This window comes from Enterobacter sichuanensis (genome assembly GCF_002939185.1).
GTDB classification, from domain to species: Bacteria; Pseudomonadota; Gammaproteobacteria; order Enterobacterales; family Enterobacteriaceae; genus Enterobacter; species Enterobacter sichuanensis.
Window position 1 is genome coordinate 36421 of the sequence record NZ_POVL01000035.1, and the last position, 17273, is coordinate 53693.

Sequence of the window (17273 nt, forward strand, 5' to 3'; positions counted from 1 at the left end):
TCATGCGTTACGTGGATGAATACCGCGCGCCCGAGCAGGTGCTGCAGCTTATCGGGCATCTGAAAACGCGTGCGGCGCTGCTGGACTACACGGCGGAAAACCCGCTGCGGATCATGGAGGTGTGCGGCGGACATACGCACGCCATTTTCAAATTTGGCCTCGACCAGCTGCTGCCGGAGAACATCGAGTTTATCCATGGCCCCGGCTGTCCGGTCTGCGTGCTGCCGATGGGGCGCATCGACAGCTGTATCGAGATTGCCAGCCGGCCCGACGTCATTTTCTGCACCTTTGGCGACGCGATGCGCGTTCCGGGGAAAAACGGCTCGCTGCTGCAGGCAAAAGCACGCGGGGCCGACATTCGGATCGTCTATTCGCCGATGGATGCCCTGACGCTGGCAGCGGATAACCCCACGCGCAAAATCGTGTTTTTTGGCCTGGGGTTTGAAACCACCATGCCCGCCACCGCCATTACGCTGCAGCAGGCGAAAGCGCGCAGCGTCGATAACTTTTTCTTCTTCTGCCAGCACATCACGCTCATCCCCACGCTACGCAGCCTGCTGGAAGCGCCGGGAAACGGGATTGACGCCTTCCTGGCGCCGGGCCACGTCAGCATGGTGATTGGCACAGATGCCTACGGTTTTATCGCTGAACAGTACAATCGTCCGTTAGTGGTTGCTGGTTTCGAACCACTTGATCTACTGCAAGGTGTCACCATGCTGGTTGAGCAGAAAATAGCGGCCCTGAGTGTAGTGGAAAACCAGTACCGCCGCGTGGTGCCGGATGCAGGAAATGAACGGGCACAGCAGGCGATAGCCGACGTGTTTTGCGTCGAAGGCGACAGCGAATGGCGTGGCCTGGGGCTGATTGCCGAATCCGGCGTGCGCCTGACGTCGGCCTATCGCGCGTTCGACGCCGAAGCGTATTTCCACCCGCAGCCGCAGCAGGTTTGCGACGATCCGCGGGCCCGCTGCGGCGAGGTGCTCACCGGCAAATGCAAGCCTCATCATTGCCCGCTATACGGCAACACCTGTAACCCGCAAACGGCGTTTGGCGCGCTGATGGTCTCCTCCGAAGGGGCGTGTGCCGCGTGGTATCAGTATCGCAACCTGGAGAGTGAAGCATGAAGACGGTTGAAATGGCGCACGGCAGCGGCGGACAGGCGATGCAGCAGCTGATTAACCGGCTGTTTATGGAGGCCTTCAGCAACCCCTGGCTCGCCGAGCAGGAAGACCAGGCGCGCATTGACCTCGCGACCCTCACCGCGCAGGGCGACAGGCTGGCGTTCTCCACCGACAGCTACGTGATTGACCCGCTGTTCTTCCCGGGCGGCGATATCGGCAAGCTCGCTGTCTGCGGCACGGCGAACGACATCGCCGTCAGCGGCGCCATTCCGCGCTACCTCTCCTGCGGATTTATCCTCGAAGAGGGGTTACCGATGGAGACGCTCACGGCGGTGGTCAACAGTATGGCGCAGACCGCCCGCGAGGCAGGGATAGCTATCGTCACCGGCGATACCAAAGTGGTGCAGCGCGGCGCGGCCGACAAGCTGTTTATCAACACCGCCGGCATCGGGGCGATCCCCGCCGATATTCACTGGGGCGCGCAGCGCCTCAGCACGGGCGACGTGCTGATCGTGACCGGCACGCTGGGCTGCCACGGCGCGACCATCCTCAACCTGCGCGAAGGTCTGGGGCTGGACGGCGAACTGCGCAGCGACTGCGCGGTGTTGACCCCGCTGATCCAGACGCTGCGTGCAGTTCCCGGCGTGAAAGCGCTCCGTGACGCCACGCGCGGCGGCGTGAATGCCGTGGTCCATGAATTTGCGGCAAGCTGCGGATGCGGGATTGAACTCACCGAGTGCAGCCTGCCCATAACGCCCGCCGTTCGCGGTCTGTGTGAGCTGCTGGGGCTTGACCCGCTCAACTTTGCCAACGAAGGCAAGCTGGTGATTGGCGTTGAACGCGCTTCTGCACCCGCCGTTCTGGAACAGCTGCGGGCACATCCGTTTGGACACGAGGCGGCGATAATTGGTGAAGTGGTTGAGCGCAAAGGGGTGCGCCTGACCGGGCTGTATGGCGTTAAACGGACGCTGGATTTGCCGCACGCGGAACCCTTACCCCGAATTTGCTAGGCCGCGCCATAAGCGGCCAGCGTGGAATTTTTGCTCGTTTCTACTGGAAAGCACTATGCCATATACACCGATGAGCGATCTTGGACAGCAGGGGCTGTTTGACATCACGCGCACACTTTTACAGCAGCCCGATCTCGGCGCGCTGAGCGATGCCCTGACGCGTCTGGTCAGGCAATCAGCGCTGGCCGACAGCGCCGCGATTGTGCTCTGGCATAGCGGTACGCATCGCGCGAGCTACTACGCAACGCGTGATAATGGCAAAACGTTTGAATACGAGGATGAAACGTATCTGGCCCATGGCCCGGTGCGCCGCATTCTCTCCCGGCCTGAAGCGCTGCACTGCAACTTTGAGGCGTTCCGACAGGCGTGGCCGCGGCTGGCGCAGAGCAATCTGTATCAGCCCTTCGGGCATTACTGCATGTTGCCGCTGGCGGCAGAGGGCCAGATTTTTGGCGGCTGCGAGTTTATCCGCACCACCGACCAGCCGTGGAGCGAGGCGGAATACGAGCGCCTGCATACCTTCACCCAGATTGTGGCCGTCGTCGCGGAGCAGATCCAAAGCCGCGTGAACAATAACGTCGATTACGACCTGCTGAGCCGCGAGCGCGACAACTTTCGTATTCTGGTCGCCATCACCAACGCCGTGCTCTCCAGGCTCGATATGGATGAGCTGGTCAGCGAGGTGTCAAAAGAGATCCATCACTATTTCAAAATCGACGCCATCAGTATTGCGCTGCGGGGGCACCGTAAGGGCAAGCTGAACATCTACTCCACCCACTATCTGGATGAGGCTAACCCTGCCCATGAGCAGAGTGAAGTGGACGAAGCCGGTACGCTTTCCGAGCGGGTCTTTAAAAGCAAAGAGATCCTCCTGCTCAACCTGAACGAGCAGGATACGGTGGCACCCTACGAGCGGATGCTGTTTAACACCTGGGGCAACAAAATCCAGACCCTGTGCCTGCTGCCGCTGATGTCCGGCGACACCATGCTCGGCGTGCTGAAGCTGGCGCAGTGTGAGGAGGGAGTATTTACCACCGCCAACCTGAAGCTGCTGCGTCAGATCGCCGAGCGTATTTCCATCGCCCTGGATAACGCCCTCGCCTATCAGGAGATTCATCGCCTGAAAGAGCGGCTGGTGGATGAGAACCTCGCCCTGACCGAACAGCTCAACAATGTGGACAGTGAGTTTGGTGAAATCATCGGGCGCAGCGATGCGATGTACAGCGTGCTCAAGCAGGTAGAAATGGTGGCGCAAAGCGACAGCACGGTGCTGATTCTGGGCGAAACCGGCACGGGTAAAGAGCTGATAGCCCGCGCCATTCACAACCTGAGCAACCGCAACAGCCGACGGATGGTGAAGATGAACTGCGCCGCCATGCCGGCGGGGCTACTGGAAAGCGATCTGTTCGGTCACGAACGCGGCGCGTTCACCGGGGCCAGCAGCCAGCGTCTGGGCCGCTTTGAACTGGCCGACAAGAGCTCGCTGTTCCTCGACGAAGTGGGCGATATGCCGCTGGAGCTACAGCCAAAGCTGCTGCGCGTCCTGCAGGAGCAGGAGTTTGAGCGCCTGGGCAGCAACAAGCTTATCCAGACTGACGTGCGGCTGATTGCCGCCACCAACCGCGACCTGAAAAAAATGGTCGCCGACCGCGAGTTTCGCAGCGATCTCTACTATCGCCTGAACGTGTTCCCGATCTGCCTGCCGCCGCTGCGCGAACGTCCGGAAGATATCCCCCTTCTGGTCAAAGCGTTTACCGCGAAGATTGCCCGCCGGATGGGGCGCAACATCGACAGTATTCCTGCCGAGACGTTACGCACCCTCTCCTCGATGGAATGGCCCGGCAACGTGCGCGAGCTGGAAAACGTCATCGAACGTGCGGTGCTGCTGACGCGCGGCAATGTGCTGCAACTCTCCCTGCCTGAAGTTGCGCTACCTGACGTAACCGCGCCCGCCGCCGAGACGGCAAAAGAGGGAGAAGATGAATATCAGCTCATTATGCGCGTGCTGAAAGAGACCAACGGCGTGGTCGCCGGACCGAAAGGTGCCGCCCAGCGACTGGGGTTAAAACGCACCACCCTGCTGTCGCGCATGAAGCGTCTTGGGATCGATAAAGAGAGCCTGGTCTAACGCCTTATCCCGGCGGTGTTTTCTGACACCGCCTTTTGTCACCCTGCGCAATTGTCCCTCATTGACACAAAATCGTTTCCTCTGTATAAAATTCCGCCTTAATAATGAGTTTCATTTGCATCAATAACAATATTAATCAAGGGTAGCGTTTCATGAAGAAGGTCATCTGCGCGTTAGGCCTGGCGGTTGCGTCGGTCAGTTCTGCTCTGGCAACCACATATCCTCTGACCATTGAAAATTGTGGCTATAAAGAGACATTCACTAAAGCGCCGGAACGCGTCGTGGCCCTGGGTCAGAATACCGTCGAAATTTTGCTCCTGCTGGGCCTGGAAGACAAAGTGAAGGCCAGCGCCTTCTGGCCGACCAAAGTGCTGCCGCAGCTGGCGGAACAGAACGCGAAAATTAAAACCCTGACGGTAGAAATTCCTACGCTTGAATCTGTTCTCGCACAAAATCCTGACTTTGTCCCCGCGCAGACTCCCCTGCTGCTGGGGCCTGAAAGTAAGGTTGCCAAACGCGACGATCTGATGACCCTGGGCGTGAACAGCTACGTGTCCCCGGGCATGTGCGCGACCAAAAAAGCCACCGGCGATATGTACGGCAGCCGCCAGAAACTGTGGGATATGACCTATCTCTATCAGGAGATTGAGGATTTCGCCAAAATCTTTAACGTGGAAGATCGCGGTCAGGCCGTGATTGCCGATTTCAAAAAACGTGAGGCTGACCTGCGCCAGGAATTCAGTAAAAACAAAAAAGATCTCTCCTTTGTTTTCTGGTTCTCAAGCTCCTCCCCTTCTGCGGACGCCTACGTCGGCGGTAAAAATAGCCCTTCCGGATTTATTTCCAGCCTGCTGGGCGGCCATAACGCCATCACCTCCGAGACCGAATGGCCAACCGTGGGCTGGGAAAGCATTATTGCCGCTAATCCGGATGTCATTGTGGTCTCAAGCCTCGACCGCAACCGCTGGGCACTGGATAACGCGGAAGAAAAAATCAAATTCCTCAAAAGCGATCCGGCAGTCAGCCAGCTGGACGCGGTGAAAAAGGGTCATATCGTGGTGATGGACGGCCAGGCGATGAACCCGACGATCCGCACGATTTACGGGGCTCAGCAGGTTGGCGAACAGCTCAGAAAACTGGGGCTGAACTGATGACCACCGCCGTCCTTCAGGCCAGGCAGAGCCTGGTTCTGACGACCTCATGTTTGCTTGCCTTTGTCCTGCTATTTCTGGTTATCGCGCTGAGCGTCAGCGTCGGCGAGCTGTCCATTCCGCTGCAGAACGTCTTTTATGCCATCAGCAATAAAATGGGGCTCACCGGGGTTCCGCTCAACCGTATCTATGAGAGCGTCATCTGGGACTTTCGCCTGAGCCGCGCGCTGGTGGCAGCCTGCTGCGGCGCGGGGCTGGCCATCTGCGGCGCCGTATTGCAGAGCCTGCTGAAGAACGCGCTGGCGGAGCCATACGTGCTGGGCGTATCCGCCGGCGCGTCGACTGGCGCGGTTTCCGTGGTGGTGTTGGGGATCGGCACCGGCGCGGTGTCGCTTTCTGCGGGTGCCTTTGCCGGGGCGTTCGCCGCCTTTGCGTTTGTCGCGTTTCTGACCAACGGCGCGCGTGGAGGAAATGAACGAACTATTCTGGCGGGCGTTGCCGCCTCGCAGCTTTTCAACGCCATTACCGCCTACACCATCAGCACTTCCGCCAGCGCCCAGCAGGCGCGTGACGTGATGTTCTGGCTGCTGGGCAGTTTCAGCGGCGTGCGCTGGCCCGAATTCCAGCTTGCACTGGTGGTGGTACTGATTGGGTTAGCCGTGTGCCTCTACTATTCCCGGGCGCTGGATGCCTTTACGTTCGGCGATGACGCCGCGGCGTCGCTGGGCATCGCCGTCCCGTGGGTACGTCTGGTGCTCTTTACCACCACCGCACTGATCACCGCGACCATCGTCAGCATGGCGGGATCAATCGGCTTTGTCGGGCTGGTAGTGCCGCACGTCATGCGTTTCCTGTTCGGGCCGCTGCATCGTACATTGCTGATCGCCAGCGCGCTGGCAGGGGCGATCCTGATGGTGCTGGCGGACATCGCCTCGCGCATGCTGATCGCCCCGCAAAGCCTGCCCGTCGGCGTTGTGACCGCGCTGGTTGGCGTTCCGTTCTTTGCCGTGATTATCTACCGCTCAAGGAATAAGTGATGAGTATCTGCGCTGAACATATTACCTGGAAGGTGGGTAAAAAAGTCATCGTTAATGACGTTTCGCTGACGGTGTCTCGCGGGGAAACGGTCGGCTTGCTTGGCCCCAACGGCTGCGGTAAATCATCGCTTCTGCGCATTCTGGCTGGTCTGCGCCGCCCGGACTGCGGCAGCGTTACCCTGGACGGTCAGGACATCGCCCGCATCGCCAAAAAACAGCTTGCCCGCCGGGTGGCCTTCGTTGAACAGCACGGGATGACCGACGCGAACATGCGCGTGCGCGACGTGGTGAAGCTCGGGCGTATTCCGCACCACTCCGCTTTTTCCAACTGGAGCAGGCATGATGACGAAACCGTCACCGCCGCGCTGCAACGGGTGGATATGCTGGATAAAAGCGATCAGGGCTGGCTGAGCCTCTCTGGCGGCGAGCGCCAGCGCGTCCACATTGCCCGCGCCCTGGCCCAGACCCCGACGGAAATCCTGCTCGATGAACCGACCAACCACCTGGACATTCATCATCAGATGCAGCTGATGCAGTTGATCAGCGAATTACCGGTCACCAGCATTGTCGCCATACACGATCTCAACCACGCCTCGATGTTTTGTGACTCGCTGATTGTGATGCAGAAAGGACAAATTGTGGCCACAGGAACGCCGCAGGAGATCCTCTCCGAGGCGCTGCTCTGGGATGTTTTCCGGGTAAAAACCAAAATCGAAATCTCGCCGTTCCATGGCAAAAAGCATATCCACTTTATCGTTTAGGGGCGAGTGAACGACGATGCCCCTTCGCCCTGCCACCGCGCTCTGGCCGCCCGTTTTACTGGGCAGCCAGTTTGTTTTTAACATTGGCTTTTACGCCGTTGTCCCCTTCCTGGCGATATTCCTGCGCGACGATATGCTGCTCTCCGGCGGGCTGATCGGGCTGATCCTGGGGCTGCGCACGTTCTCCCAGCAGGGGATGTTTATCGTCGGGGGCGCGCTCTCGGACCGCTTTGGCGCGAAAGTCGTGATCCTGAGCGGGTGTGTTATCCGCGTCGCGGGCTATCTGCTGCTGGCGTTCGGGGAATCGCTGTGGCCGATTATTCTGGGCGCGTGTCTGACAGGCGTGGGCGGCGCGCTGTTTTCTCCGTCTATTGAGGCATTGCTGGCGAAAGCAGGCACGCACAGCGAGGCGAAAGGTAAACGAAGCCGGGCGGAGTGGTTCGCGCTCTTTGCGGTTTGCGGGGAACTCGGTGCCGTACTGGGCCCGGTTGCCGGCGCCCTGCTAACCGGCCTGGGCTTTCGTCAGGTGGCTCTCGCGGGGGCAGGCGTCTTTATCGTTGCGCTGGTGGTGCTCTATTTTTGCCTGCCCGCGTCACGCCACGCCGCGCAGACGCTGAAGCTCGTTCCCTGGTGGACGACGTTCCGCCAGCCCCGCTTTGTCGCCTTTATCATTGCCTACAGTTCGTGGCTTTTAAGCTATAACCAGCTCTATCTGGCGCTGCCGGTAGAGATCCAGCGCTCTGGCGGTAACGAGAAAGATCTCGGCCCGCTTTTTATGCTGGCCTCCGTTCTGATCATCACCTTACAGCTGCCGCTGGCGCGTTTCGCCCGGCGTGTGGGCGCTGTGAGGATCCTGCCGGTGGGCTTTTTGCTGCTCTCCGCCGCCTTTGCAAGCGTGGCAATGTTTGCGTCGACGGCACCGCCAGAGGGCTGGCTGCGCCTGCTGCCGTCGATCTGTTTCGTGACCCTGCTGACGCTGGGACAGATGCTGCTGGTGCCCTCGGCAAAGGATCTGATACCGAGGTTTGCCGAGGAGTCCACGCTGGGGGCGCACTATGGCGCACTCGCCACCGCTGGCGGCATTGCGGTACTGGCAGGAAACTTGTTGTTTGGTAGCCTGCTGGATCGCGCGCTGGTGCCCTCAACGCAGGCAATGTATCCTTGGCTGCTGCTGGCCCTTTTCCCACTCTGCAGCGCGCTGGCCCTGAACGTGATTTGCCGCCCGCTGAGACGCTGAACCGGTCACTTTTTCGGGCGATACTTTTCAGGCAGCTCCGGCACGGGACGACGGTCATCAATCAGATGACGAACGGTCAGGATCGGGTGACGCCATAACATACGCGGGCCAGCCCAGCGCATAATCTGCTTCATCTCTTCCCGTTTTGCAGGCTGGTAGCAGTGCACCGGACACTGTTTGCAGGCAGGCTTTTCTTCACCAAATACGCATTTATCCAGACGCTTATCGGCATAGGCATTCAGCGCCTGATAATGCCCTTCGTCCTGAGACGCGTCAGGACAGTGCTTTTCATACAGGGCGATCATTCTGGCGATCGTCTTTTTTTCGCGAGAAATTCGTTTACCAGACATAGCGGCTCACTGGTTAATAACATGCATTCATAATACCTCTTAATGCCTCTTTTTTCAGTTGTTGCATGTCATTTTCTGAACCCGCCTTCCACTTTTAAGCCTCCCTCAGCCACGCTTTACTGGTATTTTATACAGGCATTAAGAGCCCTGCTGCCGTCGTTATGGAGGATGTATGCAAGAGATCGCCAGCACTAAACACTATCGCCGCTTAAAAGTCGGTTATTTCAGAAAACGTCACGAAGACCGGAAAACTAAAATTCCGACACGTTACAGCGTACATGCGGCGTTGAGCTTAAAAGGCGACTGGCTTGAACAGGCAGGTTTTACCACCCACTCGCAGGTGCGTGTGGGGGTCGAACAGGGGAAAATCGTTATTGAGTTACTGAACCCTGGCGAAGCATAGCGTCACACGTAGGCCAACGTAACCTCCTGATGATACCAAAGCGGTATCATCAGCGAGAGCAGAAGAAAATAGGACGCTTTCCTACGGTAAATAAAAAACCTCTGGGCCCTTGCTTCAGGATTGAATAGTTTAACTTATGGTTCGGGTAAATAAAGAAATCAGGCAACACGTCGCCGAGAACGTTATCTGGCAGCGATTCGTCATTCACATCATGGATCTTTACCGAAGTAAAATGGAAGGAATCTTTGTTTTCCGTCCAGACATAGGATACATCTCTTCGGATAACTGCTGTCGGCTTATCATTTTTAAAATACGTACCGCTGACCGCTACCACACCGGTCTGCTGCTGCATGGTATACATAAAGTCCAGGGTAAGGTTGGCACGAACATCTTCATGAAAAACAACGATAGAGACGGAACAGGCTTCCGTATTATGTTTTTTTTCTAAGTGGTAATGGTAAAGCCATGACGCCAGCGCGCCAACGGCAAACAGTAAGAGACACATTATCGCAGTTGACCTTTTAGTCACTGATTGTACCCCCTGAAATAAAGCGTAACGCAACCGGCATCTTCTTCTTGTTCATAAGGTTTTCTGCAAATAAGTACCGACAGTGCCGGAGCGGTACTGGATGAGGAGAAGTAGACCCAAGGATATTTTTTACAATCAAGCCCCGTTTGCAGGATAATTTTTTTATAACGCGTAAAGTTTCCGATACTTTTAATGTCATCGTTTCGTGAGAAAAAATGACACCCGTTTTCGGTGCTGTTTATTGTGTAATCTTTAAAAAAATCTTTCTTTGAATAGTCATGCACGGCCAGATGGAGAATAAAATACCCCACCCCAAAAGAGAGGGCCATAAGTAATAGCGAAACATAGCGACGATATTGATAACGCGGCGCCTTCGCACTCACCTGTGCGACTGAGGTTTCAGCGATGCTCTCTTTCGACACGGTGACAGGAGGCGCTTCTGATGCCACGCTCTCAGGCGCGTTTACTGATTCGGCCACGTCGTTTTCAATGCGGGCAACGCTGACGCCTTTTTCAATCTGGAAACCTTTTCTCGGGACCGTGGCCACCAGCGTATCGTCTGTTTCTCCCGTTGAGCGTAGCCCGCGCCGGATAATGGAGATATTCTGATAAAGCGTATTGGCAGGAACTAACATCCCGTCCTCACCCCAGACTTTATCAAAGAACGTCTTTTGGTGGACCACTTCCGGGGAAGATTCAAGCAGAAGAACCAGACACCGACTGGCTGGCGTTGTGAGAATTACGCTTAACTCAGGTCGGGTCAAAGAGACAAGTAAGTTTTTCTCTGGACAGAATTTAATATTATCGTTAATTATCCAGAACATAGAATACTCACTATACAGTAAACAGATTCAAAAACTGTTGATATAGATGGCAATTATACTCTGTGAATAATCCTTGTCAAAGCAGACAGTTAGATCACCACTACAGGTGCATCAATGAAATAAAAATAATTAGCGCAGGAAAAAATAACACCCAGACATCGTGTCTCGATTACGCTTCTTAAACGGAAATAGAAATAATGACATTATATTCTGAACGAATTAATCGCTGTTGACCTTTAATGCGCGATAACAATCGTTCACAGCTCCTGTGACGGCCACAGGTGCACAGCGCACCGGCCACAGCCAGGACGACGCGAGACTGCCTTTTATGTGTGGAATCAGGTACGCATTTTGCGTCGAAAGAGCCTGCACGTCTGTTTTCCTGCACTACAGACTCCGTTATCATGGTCGCTTCACAATTCATGATAAGAAACACAGGATTTCATGAGTTCCAATGAGAGATAACACTGACAATAAAAAAGACAACTCATTGAATTTTATAAAATGGACACGGTAACCTAATGAGTACACTAGACAATTTCGACGCCCATACCCCCATGATGCATTGGTGTGTTAATGCTGATTATTAAAGATAATTTTCCACCAGAAAATAAAAACCATATTTCAACCTACATTTATGTAACTATCTGATTTTAAGAATATTGTTTGCTGTACTCATCCAGCGTTATACTCCCTCTGTTTTCCCATCCATCTAATAACACAGGGCATCCCCATGAGCCGATACCATGTATCCAGCAGTGAAGGCCAGTATGAGAAAGACTCTGGCGAGCAGGTTTTGGCTAATAAGCTGGGGATCGCTACTTCTGATGAGATGGATGAGGTTGAACTTGTCCTGTTAGAACAACTCTACCAGTCTGTTTTTGAAGAACAGTTCCCGGAAGGACAACTCAGCGTAGCCCTGCTAAAAAGCTGGCATCGCCGCTGGTTAGGTAACATCTACGAGTGGGCTGGACAAGAAAGAGCGGTTAATATCAGCAAAGGCGGCTTTATGTTTGCCCCCTCAGCACAGTTGCCAAAACTGCTGAACGAGTTCGACACGAAGTATCTGACTCAATACACGCCGTGTAGCGGCATGGACGAAGAACAACTCATCACCGCTATCGCCATAACCCATGTCGAGCTGATACTCATCCATCCATTCAGAGAAGGAAACGGGCGTTTGTCGCGACTATTAGCCGACGTTATGGCCGTTCAGGGAGGATACAAACCGCTGGATTATAAAAGCTGGGAGCAAAACAAAACCCAGTATATCTCGGCTATCCATGCGGGCGTATCAATGGACTACGAGCCGATGAGACACTGGGTCAGAGAAGCATTAAGAAGGGGCTAAACCGCAAGACGTAAATGAGCAAATTTTTTGCGTGTAGCTTCAAGGGAAGCTTCGATCTTCGCGGAGGACTGCCCTGTTTCAACAGCCGTAGATGTTGCTACTGAGCGAACGATGTCAGCACGAGACGGCTTAGCATAGCTTGCCTGAGTTTTTTTGTTGTTGCTCATAATTACTCCTGAAAAGCAAAATCTGGGCTGAAAACATCATCTAAGCATTATACCAAACTTTCTGCGCGAATTCACATTAAGCCCCGTCAAAGACTCACTCATCGGCCAAGCCCTTTAAGTAATACATCAAGTATGAAACGATTGGCTAAACGGGCAACATCCTTATCAGACAGGTAAGCAACTGAATGTTTCTCAAACGCCCCCATGCTTTCGATGACAGCATTCTGTACGGCCTGAGGATAATCCCCAAGCATGATTTGCTCGATATCGTTATGGCGAAGTTGATCCATCACAGAATCATTTTCGGAAACTTTAGCCGCCACGCCATCAAGCCATACCAGCTTGTCAGCATCAGTCGTTTCTTCGCCAAACAACTCATTTAGCTGTTCCAGAATGTGCGATAATAGATCTTTCGGCCTTTCAGCAATTGAGCCACCGACGCTGGTGATCCCTTTAAGTCCTTCTCCCCCTTCTTGTAATTTCAGATCCTGGGTGCGCTTTTCCCACAGTTTATAGTGTGTTAGCTGTACCTGACTGATATCAAGATCGTCATCAAGCCGCTCCTCTCTTAACAACGGCAGCAAGTGGCGAGCAAAGACATTTAAGCGTTCCAGTTCTTCATCTGCCAGATCGACAATTTGCGAAGCAAACTCGTAAAAACGGATAAAGCTATTCATATCTTTTTTGAACGTATCCAGCACGTCCTTCGCTTCACGAGCTTGCTTAACACTACGTTCGCAGTTTACTCGCCAAGTTTCATCGCCGCTTTTCTTTGCATCTTCGAGTGTCGATAACGCCCCTCGTAATACATCCATCGCGGAGCGGTAACGATGAGTAAAACGATCTACCGCTGGTTTACAATACCCCGTTAGCGCTTCAGGACCACGTTTCGGGTCAAAATAAGCATCAGAAAAATTAATCACTTCATGCCATTGCCATATATGCTGTTCATTCAGCTTATGGAAAATGGCATAAACAAGGTTGGGATCGGATACCTGCACCAGTTCGGCATTCTGATAATACTCTTTAAAATCAGTCAGAATATCCTGAGGATCATTAACAAAATCAAGAACAAATGTGCTGCTTTTCCCCGGATACGTACGATTAAGACGGGATAGTGTCTGAATACAATCCACGCCCTTGAGTTTTTTATCAACGTACATGGCGACCAGTTTGGGCTGGTCAAAGCCTGTCTGGAATTTATTAGCGACCAGCATCACCTGATAATCATCAGTATCGAATGCTTTACGCATATCCCGACCTTGCAGGCCTGGGTTCATCGAGTTTTCCGTGTAGCTTTCGCCCTCATCGACAACTTCACCTGAGAACGCCACCATTGCTGTTAAACGTTTATAGCCTTTTTCTCGCACATAGCTATCAAACGCCTGCTTATATTTTACTGCTTCGAGGCGACTGCTGGTTACTACCATCGCTTTCGCTTCGTGATTTAGTAAATGAGCAACATGCTCACGGAAATGTTCAATGATGACCTGTGATTTCTGGGCAATATTGTGAGGGTGTAAGCGAACCCACTTGCTCAACTGCGTTTTGGCTTTTTTGCGGTCGACTTCTTTATCTTCGGCATCATGTGCCAGACGATAAGCCTGCCCATAGCTGGTGTAATTTTTCAGAACATCCAGAATAAACTCTTCTTCGATCGCCTGTCGCATTGAATACAGATGAAATGGCTTCGGTTTATTGTCATTCGCCAAAGGCATTTCGGGATGAGGTGGTCTACCAAACAGCTCTAACGTCTTGGCTTTAGGCGTGGCAGTAAAGGCAAAATAGCTTATATCAGAGGAACCTCTGCGAGCCTCAAGCGTCGCATTGATAACATCCTGACCATCCATTTCTTCTTCATCTATTTTTTCCGCCATCAGCACTTCGCGAAGCTGTCGAGCAGTCGTTCCCGTCTGACTTGAGTGTGCTTCATCAGCGATAACAGCAAAGCTTCGTCCTTTCAGACCAGTACTTTCCTGAATAGCTTTGAGCACATGCGGGAAAGTCTGGATCGTCACGATGATAATTGCCGTACCAGACGATAAAGCCTCGGTTAGTTGCGAAGACTTACTACCCGACTCACGGCTGATTTTACAAACCACACCATCCTGATGTTCAAACTGGTAAATCGTGTCCTGCAATTGACCATCCAACACAGTGCGGTCTGTAATAACGATTACCGAATTAAAAAACTTGTTACCATCCGGGCGGTACAATGACGCTAACTGATGGGATAACCAAGCTATTGAGTTGGATTTACCGGAACCAGCGCTATGCTGAATAAGGTACTTTTGCCCTGTTCCCTCCACGCGAACGGCATTCAGCAATGACTGAACAGCGACCCATTGGTGGTAACGCGGGAAAATCAGGGTTTCCTTGATTTCCTGATGACCAAGCGCATCATCAACGCGCTTTTGCTCCAGATGTAAGTAGCGCCCCAAAATACGCAGCCAGTTATCCGGTTGCAGGATTTCCTGCCATAGATAGGCTGTCGCATACCCCTCTAATGGTTGATCGTTACCCGCCCCGCCTTCTGCGGTTCCCCGGTTAAAAGGCAGGAAAAAGGTTTTCTTTCCATCCAGTTTGGTGGTCATCGCCACCTCATACTGATTGACCGCAAAATGGACCAGCGCACCGCGTTTGAAGGTCAACAGTGGTTCTGGTTTATTTCCGGTTTTTGGCTGGCGGTCATTGATATACTGTAGTTTTGCCGCATCAAGCGATTGTTTAAACGCCGATTTCAGTTCAAGTGTGGCGACAGGCAACCCATTCAGGAACAATGTCAAATCAATGCGGCCATCATAACCATTGGGCGAATAAATCAGTTCAGGTACTACTCGTAAACGGTTAGCGCAATAGCGAACCAGCAAGTCTGGATTAAGGTCATGATCGGGTTTAAAGGTGCAAAGCTGAAAACGAGCACCGCGATCCGCTAAGGTATGTCTCAGCGTCCACAAGGTTCCTTTAGCCGAAAGATGTCTCTCAACCGCGTTGAGAAAATGTACATCTGTATCTTTTGGATAAATTCCGCAAAACTTGTCCCAGACTTCCGGCTGGGTTTCCTGTACATAAGCAAGCGCATCTTCTGGATAAATCGCCCTTTCACGATCATAGCCGGATGAGCTTCCAAATAACCAACCACTGGATGATAGTTGCTCAATAATGTGATTCTGGAATAATAGTTCTGCGGATTTAGATACCATATCAGTTCTCTTGATACGCTTGCTCAATCAGTAACTTAGCTTTTGCTAAATCTGCCTGATTATGGACAACCACCTCAATATCACCGGTTCCCCAGTGTCCCAAATTAGTAACATCTCTGACGATATCAGAGATGATCACCTGCTCCGGTTTTAGTTTCAGGTAAAGCTTGACGTGTGGTTCTTTGGCTGTGGGCCATATCACGACGCTTAGAAAATTCTTTATCTTCTGAAACGCAGTATAAAGCAGTAACTCTTTGCGCTGAACCTCATCACCCAAGCTATCAGCAAAATCACAGATATTCTGATAAAGCGCAACCAGTTCAGGGGAAGACTTATCCAGACGATAGCGTTGAGCATTTTTCTTCTGCTTCGGCACCTGATTCTCTATTGCAACAGGCTGAGGCTTGTGAGTCTCGGTAGCAGCATTCACCAGCTCAAACATCAGGAGATCAGGGTTAAACAGCTTATAGCGGATAAGATTGATATTGCGGTTAATCTGCGCAACGGCATGCTCGTCATATTTGGTAAAATCTGCCGCAATGCAAATCACACGGGCATTGGACCAATCGATATCGTCAGCAACCTGTTTGCCAAACTTATCCATCACCAGCCAACGGAACTCGGCCTGATGATCTAATAGCCAGTCCAGATAGAACAACCCCTGATTAATGACGTTCTCGTTACTCTGACGTTTATATTCGATAATCACTGGCGTGTTGTTTTCATCCAGCCCCAATGAGTCAATGCGCCCCTTATGGGTCTTGCCTGTGCTGTATTCTGTCGCCAAAAAACGTACCCCAAGGAAAGCCTCCATATGAGACTCGATCAGTTTCTGAAGATCTTTTTCAATGGCTGCTGATTTTCCCGGAAGTTCAGAGACACCGTTTTTACCATAACGAAAGAGCTGGATATCACTCATGCAGCGTCCTTAGCAGCGGGTTGCCAGTTGCGTACATCGATTTTACCTGTTACGGCAGCGGAAATTAGGGCGGAACGACGCTCCTTTAGCAAAGATATTTGCTGTTCACAATGCATCACAAGGGTATTGAAACATCGTTTTTTTTCTTCAACATCAGCAACAATAACTTTCTGCTCATTTAATGGCGGTAGCGGGATAATATATTTTTTCACGTCAGAACAAGTTATTGCGGCCTTTGTACTGCCCCCACCAGATGATTCAAAACGAATCTGATCATATTTACTTTGAAGCCATAAATGAAGATATTCTGGTAATATTTTATTTTTTGACAAAGGAGTCATATAAGCAATATGCTGATTAATAGTGGCATCCATCATCAATAACGCGGAGGTACCTCTCGTTTTCCCTTCCCCTGTAATTGCAATGATGACGCTACCTTTTTTTACTAAAGGTAAACTGCACTCCAACAATGCTTTTGAAGTGACAAATTGCTCTGCATTAGTAACAATATCATCGTTTACTTTAGAGCTATTAAGCCATGGGTAATCACCTGAAAGCCAGTAGGATTGATTATCTCTATTAGGAGTACTGCCATTACCAACTTTACAAAGCCAACCTATCTGGGATACCCCCCAGTGCTCAGGCACTTCACCTAACCACTCATTTCCTGAAACTTTGAGCTTAACACGATGATTTAACCCTCTTCTTACGACATCAGAAATCACCGCTTGCCGTTTTTCTTTCAGAAGTTCAATGAGTCGAACTTGTTTGTCGATTAATAGGTCAATCTTATCCAATTCGTAATCTAAAAATTTCGCAATACACTCCTGCTCAACTACTGAAGGCAAAAGTACAGGCAATGATTGAAAATCATCTGTTTTAATTTGTAATGAATTTGGTCTTATACCTTGCATTTGCGAAGTATAAGCCATGACGTATGGATTTGAACGCAACAAATAATGTATATATTTCTTATTAACATTTTTTGTAAACCTATATGCTCTATATGCAGGACTAACATATCCTTCATAATCGGAAACACCTAGGCCAGAATAGTTAAGCCACATTGTATTAACAACTAA

General features: G+C 52.1%; 16 protein-coding genes. 9 read left to right on the top strand and 7 right to left on the bottom strand.

What is annotated here, in order from left to right:
• The first annotated feature begins 2 nt into the window (after positions 1 to 2).
• From hypD to C5687_RS15870, 7 genes are all read left to right on the top strand, one after another.
• Complete coding sequence (gene hypD / locus C5687_RS15840; protein WP_104557325.1) at positions 3 to 1124, top strand: hydrogenase formation protein HypD; 1122 nt, start codon at positions 3 to 5, stop codon at positions 1122 to 1124.
• Positions 1121 to 2131, top strand: a complete 1011-nt coding sequence (hypE, locus tag C5687_RS15845; RefSeq protein WP_104557326.1) for a hydrogenase expression/formation protein HypE — start codon at positions 1121 to 1123, stop codon at positions 2129 to 2131. Before hypD ends, hypE begins: the two co-directional genes overlap by 4 nt.
• A gap of 55 nt (positions 2132 to 2186) precedes the next feature.
• Positions 2187 to 4259 (top strand): formate hydrogenlyase transcriptional activator FlhA, encoded by a 2073-nt coding sequence (gene flhA, locus C5687_RS15850; RefSeq protein WP_104557327.1) that lies wholly within the window; start codon positions 2187 to 2189, stop codon positions 4257 to 4259.
• 152 nt (positions 4260 to 4411) lie between these two features.
• Positions 4412 to 5410, top strand: a complete 999-nt coding sequence (eitA, locus tag C5687_RS15855) for a siderophore ABC transporter substrate-binding protein EitA (RefSeq protein WP_047959346.1) — start codon at positions 4412 to 4414, stop codon at positions 5408 to 5410.
• Positions 5410 to 6447 carry a FecCD family ABC transporter permease gene (locus tag C5687_RS15860; protein WP_104557328.1) on the top strand — a complete coding sequence of 346 codons (1038 nt, stop codon included), beginning with the start codon at positions 5410 to 5412 and terminating at the stop codon, positions 6445 to 6447. Before eitA ends, C5687_RS15860 begins: the two co-directional genes overlap by 1 nt.
• Positions 6447 to 7208 carry a siderophore ABC transporter ATP-binding protein EitC gene (eitC, locus tag C5687_RS15865; protein ID WP_045286032.1) on the top strand — a complete coding sequence of 254 codons (762 nt, stop codon included), beginning with the start codon at positions 6447 to 6449 and terminating at the stop codon, positions 7206 to 7208. The genes C5687_RS15860 and eitC overlap by 1 nt, the downstream gene beginning before the upstream one ends.
• A 16-nt stretch (positions 7209 to 7224) precedes the next feature.
• The gene (locus C5687_RS15870; protein ID WP_104557329.1) at positions 7225 to 8445 is read left to right on the top strand and encodes an MDR family MFS transporter; all 1221 of its coding nucleotides are present in this window, start codon (positions 7225 to 7227) and stop codon (positions 8443 to 8445) included.
• A gap of 5 nt (positions 8446 to 8450) precedes the next feature.
• On the opposite strand, the gene C5687_RS15875 is transcribed toward C5687_RS15870, so the two are convergent.
• Positions 8451 to 8795 carry a nitrous oxide-stimulated promoter family protein gene (locus C5687_RS15875; RefSeq protein ID WP_032672451.1) on the bottom strand — a complete coding sequence of 115 codons (345 nt, stop codon included), beginning with the start codon at positions 8793 to 8795 and terminating at the stop codon, positions 8451 to 8453.
• Between the two features lie 172 nt (positions 8796 to 8967).
• Here C5687_RS15875 and C5687_RS15880 point away from each other — a divergent pair, with 172 nt between their 5' ends.
• Positions 8968 to 9198 (top strand): SymE family type I addiction module toxin, encoded by a 231-nt coding sequence (locus C5687_RS15880; RefSeq protein ID WP_059385002.1) that lies wholly within the window; start codon positions 8968 to 8970, stop codon positions 9196 to 9198.
• A gap of 49 nt (positions 9199 to 9247) precedes the next feature.
• Here C5687_RS15880 and C5687_RS15885 read toward each other — a convergent pair whose 3' ends face one another.
• Both C5687_RS15885 and C5687_RS15890 read right to left on the bottom strand, forming a co-directional pair.
• On the bottom strand, positions 9248 to 9703 hold the full coding sequence (locus tag C5687_RS15885; protein ID WP_082082941.1) for a hypothetical protein: 456 nt from the start codon (positions 9701 to 9703) through the stop codon (positions 9248 to 9250).
• A 20-nt stretch (positions 9704 to 9723) separates the two neighbouring features.
• On the bottom strand, positions 9724 to 10551 hold the full coding sequence (locus C5687_RS15890) for a winged helix-turn-helix domain-containing protein (RefSeq protein ID WP_104557330.1): 828 nt from the start codon (positions 10549 to 10551) through the stop codon (positions 9724 to 9726).
• A gap of 733 nt (positions 10552 to 11284) precedes the next feature.
• Here C5687_RS15890 and C5687_RS15895 point away from each other — a divergent pair.
• On the top strand, positions 11285 to 11902 hold the full coding sequence (locus tag C5687_RS15895) for a Fic/DOC family protein (RefSeq protein WP_034167216.1): 618 nt from the start codon (positions 11285 to 11287) through the stop codon (positions 11900 to 11902).
• Here C5687_RS15895 and C5687_RS24910 read toward each other — a convergent pair.
• The 4 genes from C5687_RS24910 to C5687_RS15910 form a co-directional block, all read right to left on the bottom strand.
• Positions 11899 to 12069: a hypothetical protein gene (locus tag C5687_RS24910; protein WP_000069461.1), complete on the bottom strand. Its 171-nt coding sequence runs from the start codon at positions 12067 to 12069 to the stop codon at positions 11899 to 11901. The two genes, C5687_RS15895 and C5687_RS24910, sit on opposite strands and share 4 nt — an antisense overlap.
• A gap of 98 nt (positions 12070 to 12167) precedes the next feature.
• Entirely contained in the window at positions 12168 to 15272 is a 3105-nt protein-coding gene (locus tag C5687_RS15900) for a type I restriction endonuclease subunit R (protein WP_063255734.1), read from the bottom strand.
• A 1-nt stretch (position 15273) separates the two neighbouring features.
• Positions 15274 to 16191 (bottom strand): DUF5655 domain-containing protein, encoded by a 918-nt coding sequence (locus tag C5687_RS15905; protein ID WP_023063267.1) that lies wholly within the window; start codon positions 16189 to 16191, stop codon positions 15274 to 15276.
• The coding region (locus C5687_RS15910) for a restriction endonuclease subunit S (protein WP_146086285.1) at positions 16188 to 17273 on the bottom strand (1086 nt) is incomplete at its 5' end. The genes C5687_RS15910 and C5687_RS15905, both read right to left, overlap by 4 nt.